Origin of the sequence: Streptococcus pseudopneumoniae (assembly GCF_001072315.1) — a bacterium.
Lineage (GTDB): Bacteria > Bacillota > Bacilli > Lactobacillales > Streptococcaceae > Streptococcus > Streptococcus pseudopneumoniae_R.
The window spans coordinates 1-16,088 of the sequence record NZ_JVLI01000104.1 but is presented as its reverse complement, the minus strand read 5'-3'; the positions used below and the strand labels follow the sequence as shown (position 1 = coordinate 16,088).

The window sequence follows — 16,088 nt, the reverse complement described above, 5'->3', positions numbered from 1 at the left end:
CGTACTCAAGTACAGCCTGCGGCTAGTTTCCTAGTTTGCTCTTTGATTTTCATTGAGTATTATTTCCATTATTTATACTGATATATAAAATAATACGGAAAACTTCTCAAAAGTAAGAATTTCTTTGACAAATAAAAGAAAACGCTTGCATATTGTTTTACTACATGCTATACTGATATAGAAATTTATTGATTGGAGAATCATTATGAGAAAAACACCATCTCAAACTGAGAAAAAAATGGTCTACAGCATCCGTTCCCTCAAAAATGGAACTGGTTCTGTCCTTATCGGCGCAAGCCTTGTCCTACTTGCTATGGCTACGTCAACTATCTCAGCCAACGAAAGTACACCAACCACTAACGAACCCAGCAACAGAAATACAACCTCCCTTACTCAACCTCTTACTGATGCAACAAACATCGCTGGCAAGAACGAAAGCGATTTTTCTTCACCCGTAAATGCAAACGCTTCCCTAAAGAAAACAGAAGAAAAACCTGCAACAGAGCCAACAACTCCTGTTGCAAGCCCAGCCGATTCAGCACCACAAACTGGACAAGATCGTTCAAGTGAGCCAACTACTTCTACTAGTCCAGTAGCAACTGAAACTAAGGCAGAAGAGCCAATCGAAGACAACTACTTCCGTATCCATGTCAAAAAACTTCCTGAAGAAAACAAGGATGCTCAAGGACTATGGACTTGGGATGATGTTGAAAAACCTTCTGAAAATTGGCCTAACGGAGCCTTGTCCTTCAAGGATGCCAAGAAAGATGACTACGGCTACTACCTAGATGTCAAATTAAAGGGAGAACAAGCCAAGAAAATTAGCTTCCTCATCAACAATACAGCTGGAAAAAATCTAACCGGCGATAAATCTGTAGAAAAACTAGTTCCAAAAATGAACGAGGCTTGGTTGGACCAAGATTATAAGGTTTTCTCTTACGAACCACAACCTGCAGGAACTGTTCGCGTCAACTACTACCGCACGGATGGCAACTATGACAAGAAATCTCTCTGGTACTGGGGAGATGTGAAAAATCCAAGTAGCGCTCAATGGCCTGACGGAACAGACTTTACGGCTACAGGCAAATATGGTCGCTATATCGACATCCCTCTTAAGGATGCCGCCAAAGAATTTGGCTTTTTATTACTAGATGAGAGCAAACAAGGAGACGACGTGAAAATCCGTAAAGAAGATTATAAGTTCACAGATTTGAAAAATCATAGCCAAATTTTTCTAAAAGACGATGATGAATCAATTTACACAAATCCATACTATGTCCATGATATCCGTATGACAGGAGCCCAACACATAGGCACTTCTAGCATTGAAAGTAGTTTTTCAACACTAGTTGGTGCCAAAAAAGAAGATATCCTCAAACACTCCAACATCACTAATCACCTAGGAAACAAGGTAACTATTACCGATGTTGCAATCGATGAAGCTGGTAAGAAAGTGACTTACAGCGGAGATTTCTCAGATACAAAACATCCATATACTGTTAGCTACAATTCCGACCACTTCACTACCAAAACAAGCTGGCGCCTTAAAGATGAGACTTACAGCTATGATGGCAAACTTGGAGCTGACTTAAAAGAAGAAGGAAAACAAGTTGATTTGACTCTTTGGTCACCAAGTGCTGATAAGGTTTCTGTTGTTGTCTACGACAAGAATGACCCTGAAAAAGTGGTTGGAACTGTCGCTCTTGAAAAAGGGGAAAGAGGAACTTGGAAACAAACTCTAGATAGCACAAACAAATTAGGAATCACGGATTTCACTGGATACTATTATCAATACCAAATTGAGCGTCAAGGTAAAACTGTTCTTGCACTCGATCCTTACGCTAAGTCCCTCGCTGCTTGGAACAGCGATCTTGCAAAAACAGACGCTTCCCATAAAGTGGCTAAAGCTGCCTTTGTAGATCCAGCTAAACTAGGACCTCAAGACTTGACTTATGGTAAGATTCACAACTTCAAGACTCGTGAAGATGCCGTTATCTACGAAGCTCATGTGCGTGACTTCACTTCAGATCCTGCCATTGCAAAAGACTTGACCAAACCATTTGGTACCTTTGAAGCCTTTATTGAAAAACTAGACTATCTCAAAGACTTGGGGGTAACCCACATCCAGCTCCTTCCAGTCTTGTCTTACTACTTTGTCAATGAATTGAAAAACCATGAACGCTTGTCTGACTATGCTTCAAGCAACAGCAACTACAACTGGGGATATGATCCTCAAAACTACTTCTCATTGACTGGTATGTATTCAAGCGATCCTAAAAATCCAGAAAAACGAATCGCAGAGTTTAAAAACCTCATCAATGAGATCCACAAACGTGGCATGGGAGCTATCCTGGACGTAGTTTACAACCATACAGCCAAAGTCGATATCTTTGAAGATTTAGAGCCAAACTACTACCACTTTATGGATGCTGATGGAACACCTCGAACTAGCTTTGGTGGTGGACGCTTGGGGACAACCCACCATATGACCAAACGACTCCTAGTTGACTCTATCAAATATCTAGTTGATACCTACAAAGTGGATGGATTCCGTTTCGATATGATGGGAGACCACGATGCGGCTTCTATCGAAGAAGCTTACAAGGCCGCACGCGCCCTCAATCCAAACCTAATCATGCTAGGTGAAGGTTGGAGAACCTATGCTGGTGATGAAAATATGCCTACTAAAGCTGCTGACCAAGATTGGATGAAACATACCGATACTGTCGCTGTCTTCTCAGATGACATCCGTAACAACCTCAAATCTGGTTATCCAAACGAAGGTCAACCTGCTTTTATCACAGGTGGCAAGCGTGATATCAACACTATCTTCAAAAATCTGATTGCTCAACCAACCAACTTTGAAGCAGACAGCCCTGGAGATGTCATCCAATACATCGCAGCCCATGACAACTTGACCCTCTTTGACATTATCGCTCAGTCTATTAAAAAAGACCCAAGCAAGGCCGAGAACTATGCTGAAATCCACCGTCGTTTGCGACTTGGAAACCTCATGGTCTTGACAGCTCAAGGAACTCCATTTATCCACTCTGGTCAGGAATACGGACGTACTAAACAATTCCGTGATCCAGCCTACAAGACTCCAGTAGCAGAGGACAAACAACCAAACAAATCTCACTTGTTGCGTGATAAGGACGGCAATCCATTTGACTATCCTTACTTCATCCATGACTCTTACGATTCTAGCGATGCAGTTAACAAGTTTGACTGGACTAAGGCTACAGATGGTAAAGCTTATCCTGAAAATGTCAAGAGCCGTGACTATATGAAAGGGTTGATTGCCCTTCGTCAATCTACAGATGCCTTCCGACTTAAGAGTCTTCAAGATATCAAAGACCGTGTCCACCTCATCACTGTTCCAGGTCAAAACGGTGTAGAAAAAGAGGATGTAGTGATTGGCTACCAAATTACTGCTCCAAACGGTGATATCTACGCAGTCTTTGTCAATGCGGACGAAAAAGCTCGCGAATTTAACTTGGGAACTGCCTTCGCCCACCTCAGAAATGCTGAAGTTTTAGCAGATGAAAACCAAGCAGGACCAGTAGGAATTGCCAACCCGAAAGGACTCGAATGGACTGAAAAAGGCTTGAAATTAAATGCCCTTACAGCTACTGTTCTTCGAGTCTCTCAAAATGGAACTAACCATGAGTCAACTGCAGAAGAGAAACCAGACTCAACCCCTTCCAAGCCTGAACATCAAAATGAAGCTTCTCACCCTACACATCAAGATCCAGCTCCAGAAGCTAAACCTGATTCTACTAAACCAGATGAAAAAGTAGCTGATGCAGAAGATAAACATAGCCAAGCTCCAACCGATTCACAAGCTGAACAACCAACACAAGAAGCACAGCCATCATCTGTGAAAGAAGCGGTTCAAAACGAATCGGTAGAAAACTCTAGCAAGGATAATACACCTGCACCCCTAGCTAAACAAGCTGAACTTCCAAATACAGGAACCAAAAACGATCACAAACTCCTGTTTGCAGGAATTAGTCTCCTTGCCCTTCTAGGTCTAGGGTTCTTGCTAAAAAACAAAAAAGAGAACTAAACTAGCCCTCCTATAGAAAAATCCCCCAAGCATTATAGCTCGGGGGATTAGTTTTTGTACAATATTTGTTGTCCTAATAAACTTGATTAGGATTTTTTATTAAGCCTCTTTCATGGTAAAGTAAGCCCGGACTTTGGGTGCAACTTGCGTTCCGAAGAGTTCAATAGCTCTCAGGACTTGTTCATGAGGCATAGAACCAAGAGGTAGATGCAACATAAAGCGGTCCAAGCCTAAATCCTCAATCATGCGAATCAATTTTTCTGCTACCTGATCTGGATTGCCCACAAACATGGCACCATTTGGTCCAACTTGCTCCAAATATTGTTCATAACGCAACTCCTGCCAGTGAGGACGGTCTTTGGAAATAGCATCCACTACTTGCTTGGTCGGATGGAAATAATCTTTCACCGCCTGCTCGCCATCTTCAGCAATCCATCCCCAAGAATGGGCCCCAACCTTTAGTTGATGACTGGCATGGCCCGCTTCGCTTCCAATCTCACGATAAGCCTGAATCAACTTTTTAAAATAACGAGGGTTACCACCAATAATGGCATAAACAATCGGTAGACCAGCCTGAGCAATCTTCACTGTTGATTCGACATGACCTCCTGTCGCTATCCACAAGGGTAATTTGTCCTGAACTGGACGGGGATAGACTTCTTTGCCAGAGATTGTTTGGGTCAAGCGACCTTGCCAGTCTAGCTTGGTCTTTTCATTAACTAACTGAAGCAAGTCTAATTTCTCATCAAAAAGGGCTTCGTAGTCTTTCAAATCATATCCAAACAAGGGAAAAGATTCCGTGAAAGACCCCCTTCCAGCCATAATCTCCGCTCGTCCATTTGACAAAGCATCGATAGTGGCATACTGTTGGAATAAACGAATAGGGTCCATACTCGAGAGAATGCTGACTGCACTGGTCAAACGAATTTTCTTGGTATTGACTGTCCCAGCAGCCAGGATAATCTCTGGGGCTGATACCGCAAAATCTGCTCGATGATGCTCACCAATCCCATACACATCCAAACCAAGCTTGTCGGCCAGCTCAATCTCTGCCACCAACTGGCGAATGCGTTCAGTATGACTGTAAGACTACCCAGTCCCTTCAAGCACCGTTGTTTCCCCAAATGTTGAAATTCCCAATTCTACCATTGTGATTCTCCCCGTCTATTTCTTTCCTGCAATTTGAAAAATTATTCTAACACGAATCTTGACTACAAGCAACCAATCTGCTCACAAGAAAAAGCCTAGATAACTAGACTTTTTTAGCTTATTCTACCGTTACTGACTTAGCAAGGTTACGTGGTTTGTCCACATCAAGTCCACGGTGGAGTGTTGCAAAGTAAGCGACTAATTGCGTTGGCACAACCATTGAAATTGGTGAGAGGTAAGGGTGCACAGTTGTAAGGACGATATCGTCTGTATCTTTGGCTACATTTTCTTCTGCGATAGTGAGAACCTTGGCACCACGGGCTGCGACCTCTTGGATATTTCCACGAGTATGGTTGGCAAGGACTGGATCTGACAAGAGTGCCAAGACAGGTGTTCCTTCTTCAATCAAGGCAATAGTTCCATGCTTGAGTTCTCCTGCCGCAAAGCCTTCACACTGGATGTAAGAAATCTCTTTGAGTTTAAGGCTTGCTTCCATAGCTACGTAGTAATCTTGACCACGTCCGATGTAAAAGGCATTACGAGTTGTTTCAAGAAGATCACGAACCTTGGCTTCAATGTCTTCTTTCTCTGAAAGAGTTGATTCGATAGACTGAGCTACGATTGACAACTCATGAACCAAATCAAAGGCCTGCGCTTTGGCATTGCCATTTGCTTCTCCGACTGCTTTTGCTAGGAAGGCAAGGGCTGCGATTTGCGCTGTATAAGCCTTAGTTGATGCCACGGCAATTTCAGGACCTGCATGAAGAAGCATGGTATGGTTAGCTTCACGTGAAAGAGTTGAACCTGGGACATTTGTCACTGTCAAACTTGGGATTCCCATTTCATTAGCCTTAACCAAAACCTGACGACTATCCGCTGTTTCACCAGATTGGCTGATAAAGATGAAGAGTGGTTTCTTGCTGAGAAGTGGCATGCCGTAGCCCCACTCAGATGAGATTCCAAGTTCAACTGGCGTATCTGTCAATTCTTCCAACATCTTCTTAGAAGCAAATCCTGCATGGTAAGATGTCCCAGCTGCAAGGATGTAGATACGGTCTGCGTCTTGAACAGCCTGGATGATAGCTGGATCTACGACAACTTGACCAGCCTCATCTGTGTAGGCTTGGATGAGTTTACGCATAACCGTTGGTTGCTCATCGATTTCCTTGAGCATGTAGTAAGGATAAGTTCCCTTACCGATATCTGACAAATCAAGCTCAGCAGTGTAGCTAGCACGCTCACGACTATTACCATCATAGTCTTGAACTTCCACACTGTCAGCCTTGACGATTACCAACTCTTGGTCATGAATTTCCATGTATTGGTTGGTCTCACGAATCATAGCCATCGCATCTGAGCAGACCATGTTATAGCCTTGTCCAAGACCAATCAAAAGTGGTGATTTATTCTTAGCCACATAGATGACTTCAGGGTCTTGTGAATCAACCAAGGCAAAAGCATAAGAACCACGAATGATGTGAAGAGCTTTTTTGAAAGCTTCAAGAACTGACAAGCCATCTTCTTCCGCAAATTTTCCAATCAAGTGAACGGCAATTTCAGTATCTGTTTGCCCCTTAAAGTGGTGACCTGCAAGGTATTCTTCCTTGATTTCAAGGTAGTTCTCAATCACCCCATTGTGCACCAAAACAAAACGTTCAGTCTCAGAGCGATGTGGGTGAGCATTGTCCTCAGTTGGTTTCCCGTGAGTTGCCCAACGAGTATGTCCGATACCAGTTGTTCCCTCAACACCAGCTGTCTTGGCAGACAATTCTGCAATACGACCAACAGCCTTGACTAGATGGTTTTCAGCACCACCTAGGACAAAAATCCCCGCAGAATCATAGCCACGGTATTCGAGCTTTTCAAGCCCTTGAATCAAAATATCAGTTGCATTTGTGTTTCCAACAACACCAACAATTCCACACATAGTATATACGACACAGGCAAGCTGTGCTTTCTCCTTAAAATTGGTATAGTCTAATTCCTCTTTTATAGAATCAGCAAAAACAGTATATACTTGTTTCTTTCACTTGTCAAGAGTAAAAATTGGTATAGTTCAAATTAAGCTCCTGTAAGCAAAAAACTCTGACCAATTGGGATAATCAGTCAGAGTCTTTTTTAAAATCCATTATTATCACTTAGTTCCTTGAACCAGTGCTCTGATTTCTTCAGACGACGTTCTTGCGTTTCCAAGTCTAATTCAACCAAACCGTAGCGATTTTTATAGCTATTGAGCCATGACCAGCAATCAATAAAGGTCCAGATTAAGTATCCTTTACAGTTGGCTCCATCTTTAATGGCACGGTGAAGTTCACGAAGATGACCTTTTACAAAGCCAATACGGTAATCATCTTGAATCATCCCATCTTGACGGAATTTTTCTTCCCCTTCAACACCCATACCATTCTCTGTCAACATCCATTCGATATTACCATAATTTTCCTTGATATTTTGAGCAATGTCATAGATCCCTTGCTCATAAATCTCCCAGCCACGATGAGGATTGATTTTACGTCCAGGCATCACATAAGGCTCGTAAAAATGTTCGGGTAAGAGTGGACTCTCTGGATGCTTAGCAAATCGAGGTGCCATAACACGCAAAGGCTGATAGTAGTTGACACCAAGGAAGTCCACCGTATTGTCACGAATGAGCTCCAACTCCTCCTCTGTAGCATCTGGTAAGAGACCGTGTTCATGCAAGATTTCTACCAACTCCTGTGGATAAGTCCCCAAAACGGACGGATCTAAGAAAGATTGGGCCTGAAAAAGGTCCGCAATCCGAGCTGCCTTGACATCAGCAGGATGCTGGCTACGTGGATAAGCCGGTGTCAAGTTGAGGACAATCCCAATTTTGGAATCAGGAAAAATTTCATGGCAGGCCTTGACTGCCCGACTGCTAGCCAATTGTGTATGATAGGCTACTTTAACTGCTGCCTCTGCATCCACCTTATGTGGATAATGAGCATCGTAAAAATAGCCAAATTCTACAGGAACGATGGGTTCATTAAAGGTAATCCATTGATCCACTAAATCTCCATAAGTCTCAAAACAAAAACGAGCATAGTCTTCATAAGCTGAGACAGTCGCCTTATTTTCCCAACCATCACCATCCTCTTGAAGGGCAAAAGGCAAATCAAAATGATAAAGATTGACTAAAAGACGAATCCCTTTAGCCTTAATAGCCTCAAAAACCTTACGATAGAAATCCACACCTTGAGGATTGACTTTTCCACGCCCTTGTGGAAAAATCCGTGACCATTGAATAGAAGTCCGAAAGGCTGTATGACCAGTTTCTACCAGTAGCTCGATATCTTTTTCCCAATTTTCATAAAAGGTCGATGTCTTATCTGGACCAATCCCATTATAGTAACGATTTGGCTCCACTTGGTACCAATAATCCCAGAGATTATCTCCCTTACCGTCACCAGCTACACGTCCTTCTGTTTGTGGTCCAGAAGTAGAGGATCCCCAGACAAAATCCTTTGGAAATCTTAGCATACATTTACCTCATTATCTACTCATTTTTCCCATTATACAGAAAAAACAAGGTAAAAACTAGTTACATTTTTTCCTTGTTTTTCTTCTGATTATAGTTTTTATTTCTTGCTGAGGATTTCAAGCGTTTCAAGCACGTTATCGGCATGAACTTCGATGGTGTCACCAGTCGCTTTAATCTTAACTTCTACAATGCCATCGGCTGCTTTTTTACCAACAGTGATACGGATTGGCAACCCAATCAAGTCACTATCGCTGAATTTGACTCCGACACGTTCATTACGGTCGTCTGTCAAGACTTCGTAACCAGCTCCCATCAAGCTAGATTCAAGTTTTTCTGTCAAGGCTTGTGCTTCTTCGTCCTTGACATTGACAGTAATCAAGTGCACATCAAATGGTGCCAATTCTTTAGGGAAATTGATTCCCCATGCGTAACGGTATTCACCTTTTGGCGTTTTGTTAACAAAGAGGCGAGCGTGTTGCTCCATCACTGCTGAAAGGAGACGGCTGACACCGATACCGTAACATCCCATGATAATTGGCACAGCACGGCCATTTTCATCCAAAACATCTGCTCCCATGCTTGCCGAATAGCGAGTACCGAGTTTGAAGATGTGACCAATTTCGATACCACGCGCAAAGTTAAGGACACCTTGTCCGTCTGGAGAAATTTCACCCTCACGAACTTCACGGATATCCACATATTCTGCAGTAAAATCACGACCTGGGTTCACACCAGTCAAGTGGTAGCCATCTTCGTTAGCACCGACAACTGCATTGTGAACATCTTGCACCTTACGATCTGCAATAATTTTAACATTCTCTGGCAAACCAACTGGGCCAAGTGAACCAAAACCTGCTTGAACAAGATTCGCCACTTCTTCTTCACTAGCAACGTCGAAGAAATCTGCTCCCAAGTGGTTTTTCAACTTGACTTCATTGAGCTGGTCATTACCAACTAGAAGAGCCGCAACAAGCTCACCATCTGCCATATAGAAAAGAGTTTTAATCGTTTGTTCTTCTGGAACGTTAAGGAAGGCTGCAACTTCATCGATTGATTTAACATCTGGTGTTGCAACACGAGTCACTTCTTCTTCAGCGACAACACGATTGCTTGGTTTGTACTCGTTTGTTGCCATTTCTAAGTTAGCTGCATAGCTAGATTCACTTGAGTAGGCGATGGTATCTTCACCAGAAACCATCCATTTGAGCAATTCTGCCTTGATTTCTTCTTGCACTTCTGCAGGAATTTCGTCAAATGAGGCAACTGACTTGTCCAAGACAACCCAGCGGTCAAGGTCTGTACGGGCAGGTGTGATGGCCATAAATTCTTGGCTGTCCTTACCACCCATGGCTCCACCGTCACCAATAATAGCCTTGAAGTCTAAACCACTACGAGTGAAAATACGCTCATAAGCAGCCTTATACTCATCGTAAACACTGTCCAAGCTATCATAGTTAGCGTGGAAGCTGTAAGCATCCTTCATGATAAACTCACGTGTACGGAGAAGTCCATTACGTGGGCGTTTTTCATCACGATACTTAGGTTGGATTTGGTAAAGGTTGAGTGGCAATTGCTTGTAAGACTTAACAGAATCACGAACGATAGCTGTAAATGTTTCTTCGTGAGTTGGGCCTAGGATGAAGTCTGATTTTTCACGGTTTTTTAGTTTATAAAGGTCCTCACCATAAGTTTCGTAACGACCTGATTCGCGCCACAATTCTGCACTAAGAAGGGCAGGAGCCAACATCTCAACTGCACCAATCTTATCAAATTCTTGGCGCATGATGTTTTTAGCTTTTTCAATCACACGGTTGGCAAGTGGTAGGTAAGAATAAACACCTGCTGAGACTTGACGAACATAACCAGCTCGCAACATAAGAGCATGGCTGATAACTTGAGCATCGCTTGGCATTTCGCGAAGCGTTGGGATAGGCATTTTACTTTGTTTCATAATATTCCTCGATTATCTAAAAAAGAGTCGCATAATGTCATTCCAGGTCACAGCAATCATCAAGACAACCATGATGACCACTCCGGCCAAGGTGACATAGGTTTCAATTTCTTGTTTCAATGGTTTGCGGCGGATGGCTTCTAGGATATTGAGCACAATCTTACCACCATCCAGGGCTGGAATCGGAATAAGATTAAAAATCCCAATATTGATGGAAATCATTGCCAAGAAGTACAAGACATTTTCAATTCCATTTTTAGCGGCATCACTACTTGCCTTAAAGATAGCAACAGGTCCACCCAGCTTGTTCAAATCCGGTTGGAAAATCAGATTTTTCAGAGCTGATAGAATTCGTAGGGCCGAGTCAGCAGCAGTTGTAAAACCACCCACAAACATAGATACAAAATCTGACTTAATCCCTGGTTGAACACCTAGAAGGTAACGGCCTTGACTTTCTTCTGGAGTAACCGTAACTTGTTTGTCACTACCATTTTCAAAAATAGTCACATCCAAGGTCGGAGCCGTCTTATCTTTGGTTTCTGTTTCCACAGCCTGAATCAAGCTTTCCCAGTTGTTAATCTCATGTGAACCAATCTTGGTAATCTGTGCTGTTTCTGGCACTCCTACCTTAGCCAAAGCCCCTTGGGGCATGACATGAAACTGGTTGGTATCAACATCTCTGACGCCACCCTGCATAAAGATTAAAATCCAAAAAACAACAACCCCTAAGATAAAGTTGTTCATAGGACCTGCAAAATTAGTAATGAGTTTCCCCCAGATAGTCGCATTTTGATATTGAACATCTAAAGGTGCAATCCGAACCTCAGTACCATCTGCTTCCACAACCGTTGCATCGTGATCCACTGCAAATGTTTTTTCTTCTTCCAGAACCAAGCCCTTGATAAAGAGCTTGTCTTCAAAATCAAACTGGGTCACCTGCATAGGGAGGGCTGTTTGATCCAATTTTTTACCTGAGAGATTGATGCGTTTAACCTTACCATCATCAGTAAGCGTCAAACTGACAGGAGTCCCTGTCTTAATTTCAGTTGTATCATCACCCCAACCAGCCATGCGAACATAGCCACCCAGAGGCAAGATTCGAATAGTATAGGCCGTTCCATCCTTGCCAATGTGAGCAAAGATCTTGGGTCCCATGCCAATGGCAAATTCACGCACTAGAATCCCTGATTTCTTGGCAAAGTAGAAGTGTCCGAACTCGTGCACCACTACAATAATCCCAAAAACCAGAATAAAGGTTAAAATTCCGAGCATAGTGTTTCCTCCGTCTTTTGATTAAAAGAGTCCAAATAAGTGCATGATTGGAAATACAAGCAACATACTATCGAAACGATCCAAAACACCACCATGGCCAGGGATAAATTTCCCAGAATCCTTGACACCAAAGTGACGCTTGATCGAACTTTCTAGTAAATCACCAAATTGTCCAGCAATGCTAAAGAAAATAGCAAAGACGGACATCTTGTAAATTCCATACGGAAGAGCAACTGTACTGTCAACTATCATAAAGATGATGGTTACTAAAATCGCACCTAAAATACCACCCAAGGCACCCTCAAAGGTTTTATTTGGAGAAACTGTCGGAGCTAATTTTCGTTTCCCATAGTTCATCCCAACAAGATAGGCACCACTGTCTGTAGCCCAAACGATACACAAGGCCAAGAGTGCCTTATCTAAACCTGCAATTCTAGCATCTAATAGAGCATTAAATCCAAAGCCTACATAGAAACTCATAGCAAGAGGGAAAACAGCGTCCTCAATCGTATACGACTTGCTAAAAACAGTCGTTCCTAACATAATTGAAATCAAAACACTATAGGCAACCACATTCCCATCAACTGGCAAAAAAGTCAGGTAATTCTCCAAGGGAATGGTCAAAGCAAAGGTTGCAAAGAGGGTCAAAAGGCCCTCCATAGTCATGGTCTCTAAACCTCTCATCTTCAAAAGTTCATGCATGGCTAGCATGGCTATGATTCCAATTGCTATCTGAAGCAAGAGGCCCCCAATCATTAAAATCGGTAGGAAAATAGCCAGGGCAATCCCTGCAAACAAGGTTCTTTTCTGTAAATCCTGTGTCATATTTCCTCCTAAACTCCTCCAAATCGGCGATGACGACGATTGTAGGCAAGAATGGCTTCCTGCAAGGCCGCCTCGTCAAAATCAGGCCACAAGGTGTCCGTAAAATAGAGCTCACTATAGGCTCCCTGCCATGGAAGGAAATTGCTCAAACGCAATTCTCCACTAGTACGGATAATCAAGTCTGGGTCTCGTAACTCCTTAGGCAAATGCTGGGTGAAGAGATAGTTGCCAATCAATTCCTCTGTGATGTCACCTGGGTTGATTTTGGCATCTAACACATCCTGAGAAATCAACTTAAGAGCCTGTGTAATCTCAGCACGTCCACCATAGTTAAGGGCAAAATTAAGAATCAAACCTGTGTTGTTCTTAGTCAATTCCTCAGCTTTAGTCAGAGCTTCAAAAGTTTGCTTAGGTAGGCGGTCCGTTTCCCCAATCATTTGAATCTTAACATTATTCGCATGCAATTCCGGGACATAATTATCATAAAACTCTACTGGCAAGTTCATGATGAACTTGACTTCCTGATCTGGACGGGTCCAGTTTTCTGTAGAAAAAGCATAGACCGTAATAACCTTAACGCCTAGTTTGTTGGCTGCCTTGGTCACAGTTTGCAATGCTTCCATGCCCGCCTTATGTCCGAAGACTCGCGGTTGCATACGTTTTTTAGCCCAGCGGCCATTCCCATCCATGATGATGCCGATATGAGCAGGAACCTGTGTCGGAACCTCTACTTCCACAGCCTTATCTTTCTTAAAAAATCCAAACATGATCTTATTCCTATTCAAAAATCTATCGTTTCATTATACCATATTTCCCCATTTTCTTCTATCACTAAGCTATTTATTCTCAGGCACAAAGCCCATTTTTCAAAAAAATAAGCCGCCTGATTGGGCGACTCTATTTTTTATAGGGAGATTATTATGAAAAAGTTTTAGGAGTTTAAGTTAAGGTCTTCTTAACTTATGAACTTAGTATACACTTCCTATCTTAAAGTTTCCTTAAGTATTTTTAAAAATCAAATTTTTCCATTTATCCTGCCAATTTTTCTTGGATAATCGTGTTTGATAGAGCTTCATTCGGTCTTCATTCTCTAAAAAATGAGGAGTTGGACGAACTTGAAAATTCAAAATATCATCCAAACCATAAGGTGCATAGAGTTCAAAATCGGATTCTTCATTCAAGCGCAGTCCAACTGCCGTACACCGTTCTGGATACTTACTCATAGCATCACGGGAACTGCTATAGGGAGCAGTATGAGGGCTGTGCTGGTGCATATAGACCTGATTTTTCAACTCCCACTGGTACTGAGGAAAGTCCTCTCTCAGCTTTTTCTCCAGTAATAAGGTTTCCTCATAAGAAATATCTGGATCAAAGAAAATCACATCTACATCTGTTTCACAGTCAAAAGATGATTTGTCTGACAAGAGATTCCAGATAAAATTTCTGACAGAACCTGCTGCCAACCACGAGTCTTTCAAACCAAGGTTTCGGATGATCGTCAGAATAGCCATCATATCTGGATTTTCTCTAAAAGCCTCTAAAATTTCTTGCTTATTTTTCACTGTAATCATACCCCAAATGCTCATATGCCTTAGCAGTCGCCACCCGTCCAGACCGCGTCCGCATGATAAAACCTTTTTGAATTAAGTAAGGCTCATACATATCTTCAACTGTCTCACGTTCTTCTGCTATGTTAACAGAAAGAGTTCCTAATCCGACAGGACCACCACCATACATCTCAATCATGGTCCGAAGGATTTTTTGGTCCACATAGTCCAAACCTTCATGGTCAACATCTAGCATGGTCAAAGCCTTATCGGTAACAATATCATCAATCACCCCATTCCCCATTATCTGAGCAAAATCGCGCACGCGCTTGAGGAGACGATTGGCAATACGAGGGGTCCCACGGCTACGTAGGGCTAACTCAGATGCTGCCTCATGCGTGATTTCCATCTCAAAAATATCTGCCGTCCGCTCAACAATTTCCGTCAAGTCAGCATGAGCATAATACTCCATATGACCTGTAATTCCAAAACGTGCTCGTAGTGGATTTGAGAGCATACCAGCCCGAGTCGTCGCACCAATCAAGGTAAAAGGTGGCAACTCCAAATGAACACTGCGACTGCCTTCACCAGCACCAATCATGATATCAATGTAGAAGTCCTCCATGGCACTATAAAGCACCTCTTCCACTGGCATGGGCAAACGATGAATCTCATCAATAAAGAGAACATCCCCAGGCTCTAAGTCATTCAAAATCGCTACCAAATCCCCAGCTTTTTCAATGACTGGCCCCGAAGTCTGCTTGAGATTTACTCCCAGTTCATTGGCAATTACAAAAGCCATGGTCGTTTTTCCCAAGCCTGGAGGCCCAAATAAGAGCACATGATCCAGCGCTTCATCCCGCATTTTGGCAGCCTCGATAAAGATTTGGAGCTGGTCCTTGACCTTGTCCTGCCCAATATATTCACGTAAGTACTGAGGACGGAGCGTGCGTTCTACTAACTCCTCATCCCCCATTATCTCATTATCTAAAATTCTACTCATAGCTCTATTATATCAAAAATCCAAGCCACAAACAAAAAAGCCACCCGATCGGGGGGCTCCTGAGTTTAGCACTTATGTGGTATAATATCATACGGCACTTCTACACCGCCTGCGAAAGGAGGTGAGATAGCCCATGATGGATACAATACTTAAAACTATCATCGGACCAATTGTGGTCGGTGTCGTTCTTCGCTTATACTCAATGAAAATCAAAGAACAAACTAGGAAGCTAGCCACAGGCTGTACTTGAGTACGGCAAGGTGAAGCTGACGTGGTTTGAATTTGATTTTCGAAGAGTATTAGTTGATAAATGGCTAAACAAGGACAGATAGTGTCAAAAAAGACCTCAAGCTTATTTGGTCGTGAGCTCGGGGTCTTTTCTAGCCTATGATATAGAACTAGTACTCAATTCCTTTTTATTATCCCACAGTTCACAAAATTTGTCAAAGGTTTATATTCTCTTGAACCTCTGTACTACAAGACGTTCAAGATTGCGAAAGTTATCGGAAAATGATGTTTAGAAAACTCCCCAAAAGCCTGAAATAGAGCCAAAAAACTCCACCAGATTGGGTGACTCCTGAGTTTAGCACTTATATGGTATAATATTCTACGGCACTACTACACCGCCTACGAAAGGAGGTGAGATAGCCCATGATGGAACTAATCCTTAAAACTATCATCGGACCAATTGTGGTCGGCGTCGTTCTTCGCTTATACTCAATGAAAATCAAAGAGCAAACTAGGAAGCTAGCCGCAGGCTGTACTTGAGTACG

The 16,088-nt window shown here is 42.6% G+C and carries 11 protein-coding genes and 1 pseudogene; 3 read left to right on the top strand and 9 right to left on the bottom strand.

Going from position 1 to position 16,088, the window contains the following annotated elements:
* Positions 1–205: 205 nt before the first annotated feature.
* Positions 206–4,069 carry an LPXTG-anchored pullulanase SpuA gene (gene spuA, locus ADH54_RS05530; RefSeq protein ID WP_049524348.1) on the top strand — a complete coding sequence of 1,288 codons (3,864 nt, stop codon included), beginning with the start codon at positions 206–208 and terminating at the stop codon, positions 4,067–4,069.
* 99 nt (positions 4,070–4,168) lie between these two features.
* On the opposite strand, the pseudogene ADH54_RS05525 reads toward spuA, so the two are convergent.
* The 9 genes and pseudogenes from ADH54_RS05525 to ruvB form a co-directional block, all read right to left on the bottom strand.
* Positions 4,169–5,218, bottom strand: a pseudogene (locus ADH54_RS05525) (LLM class flavin-dependent oxidoreductase).
* A 118-nt stretch (positions 5,219–5,336) separates the two neighbouring features.
* Positions 5,337–7,145, bottom strand: a complete 1,809-nt coding sequence (glmS, locus tag ADH54_RS05520; RefSeq protein ID WP_049524347.1) for a glutamine--fructose-6-phosphate transaminase (isomerizing) — start codon at positions 7,143–7,145, stop codon at positions 5,337–5,339.
* 191 nt (positions 7,146–7,336) lie between these two features.
* The gene (gene bglA / locus ADH54_RS05515; RefSeq protein ID WP_049524346.1) at positions 7,337–8,716 is read right to left on the bottom strand and encodes a 6-phospho-beta-glucosidase; all 1,380 of its coding nucleotides are present in this window, start codon (positions 8,714–8,716) and stop codon (positions 7,337–7,339) included.
* 98 nt (positions 8,717–8,814) lie between these two features.
* Positions 8,815–10,668, bottom strand: a complete 1,854-nt coding sequence (locus ADH54_RS05510; protein ID WP_049524345.1) for a proline--tRNA ligase — start codon at positions 10,666–10,668, stop codon at positions 8,815–8,817.
* Between the two features lie 12 nt (positions 10,669–10,680).
* Complete coding sequence (rseP, locus tag ADH54_RS05505; protein WP_049524344.1) at positions 10,681–11,940, bottom strand: RIP metalloprotease RseP; 1,260 nt, start codon at positions 11,938–11,940, stop codon at positions 10,681–10,683.
* 21 nt (positions 11,941–11,961) lie between these two features.
* Positions 11,962–12,765, bottom strand: coding sequence for a phosphatidate cytidylyltransferase (locus ADH54_RS05500; RefSeq protein ID WP_049524343.1), 804 nt, complete (start codon positions 12,763–12,765; stop codon positions 11,962–11,964).
* Positions 12,766–12,773: 8 nt separating this feature from the next.
* Positions 12,774–13,532 carry an isoprenyl transferase gene (locus ADH54_RS05495; protein WP_000466722.1) on the bottom strand — a complete coding sequence of 253 codons (759 nt, stop codon included), beginning with the start codon at positions 13,530–13,532 and terminating at the stop codon, positions 12,774–12,776.
* A gap of 231 nt (positions 13,533–13,763) precedes the next feature.
* A complete protein-coding gene (locus tag ADH54_RS05490) occupies positions 13,764–14,336 on the bottom strand; it encodes a nucleotidyltransferase family protein (protein WP_049524342.1) in 573 nt (190 codons plus the stop codon).
* The gene (gene ruvB, locus ADH54_RS05485; protein ID WP_080980798.1) at positions 14,317–15,315 is read right to left on the bottom strand and encodes a Holliday junction branch migration DNA helicase RuvB; all 999 of its coding nucleotides are present in this window, start codon (positions 15,313–15,315) and stop codon (positions 14,317–14,319) included. The genes ADH54_RS05490 and ruvB overlap by 20 nt, the downstream gene beginning before the upstream one ends.
* A 133-nt stretch (positions 15,316–15,448) precedes the next feature.
* Between ruvB and ADH54_RS11865 the strand changes: the two genes are divergently transcribed.
* Both ADH54_RS11865 and ADH54_RS11860 read left to right on the top strand, forming a co-directional pair.
* Positions 15,449–15,565, top strand: coding sequence for a type I toxin-antitoxin system Fst family toxin (locus ADH54_RS11865; RefSeq protein ID WP_152904036.1), 117 nt, complete (start codon positions 15,449–15,451; stop codon positions 15,563–15,565).
* A 401-nt stretch (positions 15,566–15,966) separates the two neighbouring features.
* Positions 15,967–16,083: a type I toxin-antitoxin system Fst family toxin gene (locus tag ADH54_RS11860; RefSeq protein ID WP_138707702.1), complete on the top strand. Its 117-nt coding sequence runs from the start codon at positions 15,967–15,969 to the stop codon at positions 16,081–16,083.
* Positions 16,084–16,088 lie beyond the last annotated feature (5 nt).

What these genes read in the sequence shown, in the direction of transcription:
- bglA (WP_049524346.1), bottom strand. Translation starts at nt 8,716, where the DNA reads ATGCTAAGATTTCCAAAGGATTTTGTCTGGGGATCCTCTACTTCTGGA.
- spuA (WP_049524348.1), top strand. Translation starts at nt 206, where the DNA reads ATGAGAAAAACACCATCTCAAACTGAGAAAAAAATGGTCTACAGCATC.
- ADH54_RS05500 (WP_049524343.1), bottom strand. Translation starts at nt 12,765, where the DNA reads ATGACACAGGATTTACAGAAAAGAACCTTGTTTGCAGGGATTGCCCTG.
- ruvB (WP_080980798.1), bottom strand. Translation starts at nt 15,315, where the DNA reads ATGAGTAGAATTTTAGATAATGAGATAATGGGGGATGAGGAGTTAGTA.
- ADH54_RS05510 (WP_049524345.1), bottom strand. Translation starts at nt 10,668, where the DNA reads ATGAAACAAAGTAAAATGCCTATCCCAACGCTTCGCGAAATGCCAAGC.
- ADH54_RS11865 (WP_152904036.1), top strand. Translation starts at nt 15,449, where the DNA reads ATGATGGATACAATACTTAAAACTATCATCGGACCAATTGTGGTCGGT.
- ADH54_RS11860 (WP_138707702.1), top strand. Translation starts at nt 15,967, where the DNA reads ATGATGGAACTAATCCTTAAAACTATCATCGGACCAATTGTGGTCGGC.
- glmS (WP_049524347.1), bottom strand. Translation starts at nt 7,145, where the DNA reads ATGTGTGGAATTGTTGGTGTTGTTGGAAACACAAATGCAACTGATATT.
- ADH54_RS05490 (WP_049524342.1), bottom strand. Translation starts at nt 14,336, where the DNA reads ATGATTACAGTGAAAAATAAGCAAGAAATTTTAGAGGCTTTTAGAGAA.
- rseP (WP_049524344.1), bottom strand. Translation starts at nt 11,940, where the DNA reads ATGCTCGGAATTTTAACCTTTATTCTGGTTTTTGGGATTATTGTAGTG.
- ADH54_RS05495 (WP_000466722.1), bottom strand. Translation starts at nt 13,532, where the DNA reads ATGTTTGGATTTTTTAAGAAAGATAAGGCTGTGGAAGTAGAGGTTCCG.